The 6,667-nt window shown below is 54.1% G+C and carries 6 protein-coding genes and 1 pseudogene; all 7 read left to right on the top strand.

The annotated features are described in order from the left end of the window. Positions 1 to 51 precede the first annotated feature (51 nt). Positions 52 to 879: pseudogene (locus KJA68_RS11155) on the top strand (HlyD family secretion protein); the annotation flags it as partial. A 40-nt stretch (positions 880 to 919) separates the two neighbouring features. Continuing rightward, positions 920 to 1,129: a hypothetical protein gene (locus tag KJA68_RS11050; RefSeq protein ID WP_338140717.1), complete on the top strand. Its 210-nt coding sequence runs from the start codon at positions 920 to 922 to the stop codon at positions 1,127 to 1,129. A 26-nt stretch (positions 1,130 to 1,155) separates the two neighbouring features. After that, a complete protein-coding gene (locus tag KJA68_RS05300; protein WP_213035898.1) occupies positions 1,156 to 1,884 on the top strand; it encodes an ABC transporter permease in 729 nt (242 codons plus the stop codon). Positions 1,885 to 1,891: 7 nt separating this feature from the next. Further along, entirely contained in the window at positions 1,892 to 3,013 is a 1,122-nt protein-coding gene (locus KJA68_RS05295; protein WP_213035895.1) for an ABC transporter permease, read from the top strand. Between the two features lie 814 nt (positions 3,014 to 3,827). Continuing rightward, complete coding sequence (locus KJA68_RS05290; RefSeq protein WP_213035894.1) at positions 3,828 to 5,249, top strand: form I ribulose bisphosphate carboxylase large subunit; 1,422 nt, start codon at positions 3,828 to 3,830, stop codon at positions 5,247 to 5,249. A gap of 62 nt (positions 5,250 to 5,311) precedes the next feature. Further along, complete coding sequence (locus KJA68_RS05285; RefSeq protein ID WP_213035893.1) at positions 5,312 to 5,668, top strand: ribulose bisphosphate carboxylase small subunit; 357 nt, start codon at positions 5,312 to 5,314, stop codon at positions 5,666 to 5,668. A gap of 146 nt (positions 5,669 to 5,814) precedes the next feature. Beyond that, positions 5,815 to 6,618, top strand: a complete 804-nt coding sequence (locus tag KJA68_RS05280; RefSeq protein ID WP_213035892.1) for a CbbQ/NirQ/NorQ/GpvN family protein — start codon at positions 5,815 to 5,817, stop codon at positions 6,616 to 6,618. Positions 6,619 to 6,667 lie beyond the last annotated feature (49 nt).

Here is a 6,667-nt window from a genome sequence, read left to right as displayed (position 1 = left end):
TGCTGGAACCAATCGGGTATATTCCACCCGCAGAAGCTGAGGTAAACTACTATCGGCAACTCGCTAAACAGGCCGCTACGGTGGCATGAACTTAAACCAAATAGCCTCCACGAAACCCGGGGCGATTCAGCCCGACTCGAAACCAGTCGTCTCCTGCCGCAACTTGCGCAGATCCAGGCTGCGACGGAATCCCAAAAAGCCGTGGTGGATCGACTTCTGAACGGCACCCGAAAGGAAGAAATCGCCCAGGCGAAAGCCAATCTTGAATCGGCCAGGGCCGACTCGATCAATGCAACTTCGCAATATACGCGGAGCAAGGCAATGGGCCGGATAGCTGCGGTCAGCCAGCAGGACGTCGATCAGGCAAAAGCCACAGCTTATATGGCTGCCGCCAAGGTTAATGTGGCGCAAAACGCACTCAAGCTGGCCGTCATCGGTCCCCGACCTGAAGACATTGCACAAGCCAGAGCGCAACTTCGAAGCTACGAGGCGCAACTGGACTTGTTACGCCAACAGGTAGCCGACGCCGAATTACGTGCCCCCTTCGATGCGGTGGTTCAGTCTCGGCTGATGGAACCGGGTGAAATGGCTTCACCAACCAAGCCGGTATTTTCCCTGGCCACTATCGGTACGAAATGGGTTCGTGCATACATTCCGGAACCGAATCTAAGTCATGTCCGCAATGGCTCACGAGCAAAAATTCGAGTAGATAGCATGCCAGATCTTGCGCTGGATGGATGGGTTGGTTTTATTTCACCGGTAGCTGAATTCACGCCCAAGACAGTGCAGACCGAGGATTTGCGTACCAATCTGGTCTATGAAATCAGGGTGTTTGTAAAGGACAAAGGCAACATATTGCGCCTGGGTATGCCTGCGACCGTGAAGTTATGGTCTCACGTTCGACATCAAGAATCTGCCGGTGGCAGTAGTTGTCGAACACACATCCGAGAACACCAACAGTGCCGTATCAGCACTCAGACTCTCCAGCTATTTCGTTGTCCATCCGGTAAGAACCATAGCTGAGGCAGAGCATCTCATGGCCAAAAAAGAGGTCCGTGCCATCCTGCGCTTCCCGCCCCATTTCTCCCGTGATGTCACAAATGGTGACGCCACACTGCTGGTTCCGTAAATGCGACCGATCCAAACACCGCCAGAATTGCCTCAAACTATATTAATGGTGCAATCAATACCTGGCAGGCACGTGATGCAAAAGACGGCCGACCCGTACTCGAAATGGCAAACATCGTCATCGAGAATCGCGTGTGGTTCAACGAGGCGAACCAGAGTCAATGGTTCCTCGTTCCGGGCGTCATCGTTCTGGTGATGACACTGATTGGAGCCTTGATGACCTCGCTGGTGATTGCTCGCGAGTGGGAGAGAGGGACGTTCGAGGCCTTGTTTGCGACTCCCGTCCGTCCGGGGGAAATCCTGTTGAGCAAGACCATTCCCTATTTCATCATGGGAATGCTCGGGCTAGCGCTCTCGGTCATCGGCAGCCAGCTCCTGTTTGGCGTTCCGCTGCGCGGTTCATTATGGCTGCTGGTCCTGGTGTCATCGCTCTATTTACTGGTCGCACTCGGGATCGGCCTGGTCATTTCCTCGGTAACCAAGAGCCAGTTCCTTGCCAACCAGCTTACCTTTCTGGTCACGTTCCCACCGGCGATCATGCTGTCGGGCTTTATCTTTGATATCCGCAGCATGCCGATTGGCCCTCAGATCGTGACCCACATCTTACCGGCGCGCTACTTCGTCAGTTCCCTGCAGACGCTTTTCCTCGCCGGTGACGTTTGGGCAGTCATCCTGCCCGATTCGGCAGTTCTTGCAGTCATGGCAGCGATCCTGATGCGGATCGCCATCAAGTCCACCCGCAAGACCATTGGCTGAGGCTGCCATGATCGATTCCATTTATCGCATTTTTGCCCTGATCCGGAAGGAACTGCTGGCGATCCTGAAGGATCCCAAGAGCCGCATCACGGTATTCGTACCGCCGATCCTTCAGTGCCTCATCTTCGGTTACGCCGCCAGTTATGACCTCAACCACGTTCCGTATGTGGTTCTGGATCGGGACCATAGCGGAGCCTCGCGGGCGCTGATCGCAGCCATCGATGGCAATGGTACATTCGATCGTGTTGCCACTTTGCAGAAAGCCTCCGAGATTCCGGATCAGATCACTGAAAAGCGCGCTGTCCTGGCAATCTCCATCGATCGAGATTTCGAGCGCCAGTTAATGGCCGGCAAGGCAGCCATGGTTCAGGTCATTGCCGATGGTCGAAATACCAATACCGCCAGAACGGCCCAAGGCTACATCAACGCGATCACTGCGGACTTTGCCCAGAAATGGCGTGACGAGAATGGATACTCTGCGGCACCAGGCATTCAGGTGATCACCCGTGCCTGGTACAACCCGAATCTCGAAACCCGGTGGACCATGATTCCATCGCTAATCTGCATGATCACGATGATTATGACCATGACCTTGACCGCAATGTCCGTTGCTCGCGAGCGGGAGGCCGGCACTTTGGAGCAGCTGCTGGTTACACCCTACCGACCCTACGAAATCATCATCGGTAAGGCTTTGCCATGTATGCTGGTCGGCCTGATCCAGGCTTCGTTGATTTTGCTGGTCGCACAACTCTGGTTCCGCATTCCTTTTGCAGGCTCCTACTTCATCCTTTACCTGAGCCTGATCGAGTTTCTGGCCGCATCTGTAGGCATCGGCCTGTTCATCTCGTCGATCGCCAAAAACATGCAGCAGGCGATAATCGGCTCGGTCATCGTGTTGATGCCATTCATGTTGATGTCCGGCCTGACGACGCCGATCATGAACATGCCAGTTGTCATTCAATACCTGACCAGTCTCAACCCGCTGCGGTACGCGATCAGCATGACCCGTCAGATTTATCTCGAAGCTGCCGGGATTAGCCAACTTCTCCCCGAGATGCTGGCACTGGTGGCGATTTCGGCGGTCACACTACCAATTTCCGCGTGGATGTTCCGGAACCGGCTGACTTAAGTCAGTTAATCAGCATCGAATTTTCGCCAGCAAACAATGCTGTTGCTTTCTGGTGTCAATTGATATCCATCTGTTTAATTGAATAAATGATCTTCTATCTGGAATCAGTGGACGCTGAAAGCGGAACCATTGAACACTATTTAACAAAACCGGGCTAACGATTAAGGAAGTTAGGCCACAACAATCCCCGCCTTCAACATCCAGATTGTTTATTGCAGCGAATTGCGTAGAATCCAAAACCTTACTCAATAGATACAATTGGACAATACCAATGTAAGCTTTATTTTCCGCGAACTGCTTTCCCATCCATTTAATTCGCGGGAGGCTTCATCTTGGCTGCGTCTTTCCGTCCAATATACAAGTATTGGCAATTCGCCAGAACAATAAGTGAATTTTGACTTAAACCAAATAGCCTCTACCAATCCCGGTGGCGGTTCACGCTGCATGACAGCCAGACTCCGCTGCCCACCGCTTTGACTTGCTGACTGATTCCACCATCACCAACCATCTGCCGCCGAAATTTCGGAAGATGTCCGGTCAAACTGAACAACTTCAGTACTGTGTTATATCACTGTTCTCGTGAAGTCAAACAAAGCGTAATACATCGCCGGTTAGAACGCCAGCATCTGGCGCAAGGCATGCGTACTGCATGACCACACGGATAACCATAGTATTTAATCTATCATTTTTATTAAAAAATACAATTGTTATTTATAGGTATATCTGCGTTATAGTTGCGCCACGCTCGAATGAGCCAGAAGAAGCTGGTCTGCACAGATCAGCATACGTTTAACTTGAAATCAAGGAGCCTGCAATGGCAGTCAAGACTTACAACGCCGGTGTAAAAGAATACAGGCAAACATACTGGACGCCAGAATACACACCGCTGGATACCGACATCCTAGCTTGTTTTAAAATCACTCCACAAGCCGGGGTACCCCGTGAAGAAGTGGCTGCTGCCGTTGCAGCTGAATCCTCCACTGGAACCTGGACCACGGTTTGGACCGACCTGCTGACCGACCTGGATTACTACAAGGGTCGCGCCTATCGTATCGAAGACGTTCCCGGCGACGACACCTGCTTTTTCGCCTTCGTAGCCTACCCGATCGATCTTTTTGAAGAAGGCTCGGTGGTGAACGTGCTGACCTCCCTGGTCGGCAACGTATTCGGATTCAAGGCGCTGCGCGCCCTGCGCCTGGAGGACGTGCGCTTCCCTATCGCCTACGTGAAAACCTGCGGCGGCCCACCACAGGGTATCCAGGTTGAGCGCGACATCATGAACAAATACGGGCGTCCACTGCTTGGTTGCACCATCAAACCCAAGCTCGGCCTATCCGCCAAAAATTACGGTCGTGCCGTTTATGAATGCCTGCGTGGCGGTCTGGATTTCACCAAGGACGATGAAAACGTCAACAGTCAGCCGTTCATGCGCTGGCGCCAGCGTTTCGAGTTTGTGCACGATGCAACCCTGAAAGCCCAGCGCGAAACCGGGGAACGCAAAGGCCACTATCTGAATGTAACCGCTCCTACTCCAGAAGCCATGTACGAGCGCGCTGAATTTGCCAAGGAGCTTGGTGCTCCGATTATCATGCACGACTACCTGACTGGCGGCCTGACAGCCAACACCGGTCTGGCAAACTGGTGCCGCAAGAATGGCATGCTGCTGCACATCCACCGCGCAATGCACGCCGTGCTCGACCGCAACCCGCACCATGGTATCCACTTCCGTGTGCTTGCCAAGGTACTGCGCCTGTCTGGCGGTGACCACCTGCACTCCGGTACCGTTGTAGGCAAACTGGAAGGCGACCGCGAAGCCACATTGGGCTGGATCGACATCATGCGCGACGAATTCATCAAGGAAGACCGCAACCGCGGCATTTTCTTCGATCAGGACTGGGGCTCCATGCCCGGCGTGATCCCGGTTGCCTCCGGCGGTATTCACGTATGGCACATGCCGGCGCTGGTCACCATCTTTGGCGATGATTCCGTACTGCAGTTCGGTGGCGGGACCCTGGGCCACCCATGGGGCAACGCTGCGGGCGCAGCGGCAAACCGCGTGGCACTGGAAGCCTGCGTGGCAGCCCGCAATCAAGGGATTGCCGTTGAGAAGGAAGGCAAGGACATTCTGACCAAGGCCGCTGCTCACAGCCCGGAGCTGAAAATCGCAATGGAAACCTGGAAAGAAATCAAATTCGAGTTCGACACCGTCGACAAACTGGATGTGGCTCACAAATAACCGGACAGCACAGGCTCCAGGCTGCGGCCTGGCCTGTATGATATATATTAAAGGAGTAAATCATGAGTGAAGTAATGGATTACAAATCGCGCCTGAGCGATCCGTCAAGCCGCAAGTTCGAGACTTTCTCCTACCTGCCTGCAATGACAGAAAATGAAATCAGGAAACAGGTGGAGTATCTGATCTCCAAGGGCTGGAATCCGGCTATCGAGCATACCGAACCGGAATTCGTGATGGATTATTACTGGTATATGTGGAAGCTGCCGATGTTCGGCGAAACTGATGTGGACAAGGTTCTAGCCGAAGCCGATGCTTGCCGCAAGGCAAATCCGAACAACCACGTGCGCCTGATTGGTTACAACAACTTCAATCAGTCGCAAGGTGCAGCCATGGTCATTTACCGTGGCAAGACCGTATAAAAATACGCCCCTTCCCCGTCGCCTGACCACAGGCGGTGGGGAATCCCAGGATCACCGGGAATATTCCTAGCACACGGACGCAAGTGACTGCGCAAAGCGGGTATTTGCTCCCTTGGGTTGAAAACAATACATGGATGGAAACTGAAATGAGCGACATTATTGAACAGTACAGGATTAAAGAAGAACCATACTATCGCCCTGTCTCGGACGAAATCGAGCTGTACGAGGCGGCCTATTCCGTACGCATGCCCATGATGCTGAAGGGACCTACCGGCTGCGGCAAAACCCGTTTTGTCGAGCACATGGCCTGGAAGCTGGGCAAACCGCTGATCACGGTAGCATGCAACGAGGACATGACCGCATCCGACCTGGTCGGGCGCTTCCTGCTCGACGCCAGCGGAACCCGCTGGCAGGACGGCCCGCTGGCCATCGCCGCGCGCCATGGCGCCATCTGCTACCTGGACGAAGTGGTCGAAGCGCGCCAGGATACGACCGTGGTCATCCATCCTCTGACCGACAATCGCCGCGTACTGCCGCTGGAAAAAAAGGGGGAGCTGGTACACGCACACCCTGATTTTCAACTGGTGATTTCCTATAACCCCGGTTACCAAAGCCTGATGAAAGATCTGAAGCAGTCGACCAAACAACGTTTCGGCGGCCTCGATTTCAACTACCCAGAACATGCCGTCGAAACCGAGATTGTCGCGCACGAAACCCGGGTTTCAGCCGAGATTTCCGGCAAACTGGTTTCCATCGCCGAGCGGGCGCGCAATCTTAAAGGGCATGGGCTGGATGAGGGAATCTCGACCCGCATGCTGATCTATGCAGGCAGCCTCATCGCCACCGGGGTCGACCCGGTCAAGGCCTGCCGCGTGGCGCTGGTGCGACCGATCACCGACGACCCCGATATGCGCGACGCCCTCGATGCCGCGGTGACCACATTCTTTTAGTTCCGCCGGGCGGGCTGCTTCACTGTTTGTCCGCCCCGTTTACATTGTC

The sequence above is a fragment of the Candidatus Nitrotoga fabula genome, from assembly GCF_905221025.1.
Classification (GTDB): Bacteria; Pseudomonadota; Gammaproteobacteria; order Burkholderiales; family Gallionellaceae; genus Nitrotoga; species Nitrotoga fabula.
The sequence above is the reverse complement of the archived record's forward strand: the minus strand, read 5'-3'. Positions and strand labels throughout refer to the sequence as shown.

Excerpts from the sequence above, each read along its gene's own strand:
- KJA68_RS05295 (WP_213035895.1), top strand. The coding sequence starts at position 1,892 with ATGATCGATTCCATTTATCGCATTTTTGCCCTGATCCGGAAGGAACTG.
- KJA68_RS05290 (WP_213035894.1), top strand. The coding sequence starts at position 3,828 with ATGGCAGTCAAGACTTACAACGCCGGTGTAAAAGAATACAGGCAAACA.
- KJA68_RS05285 (WP_213035893.1), top strand. The coding sequence starts at position 5,312 with ATGAGTGAAGTAATGGATTACAAATCGCGCCTGAGCGATCCGTCAAGC.
- KJA68_RS05280 (WP_213035892.1), top strand. The coding sequence starts at position 5,815 with ATGAGCGACATTATTGAACAGTACAGGATTAAAGAAGAACCATACTAT.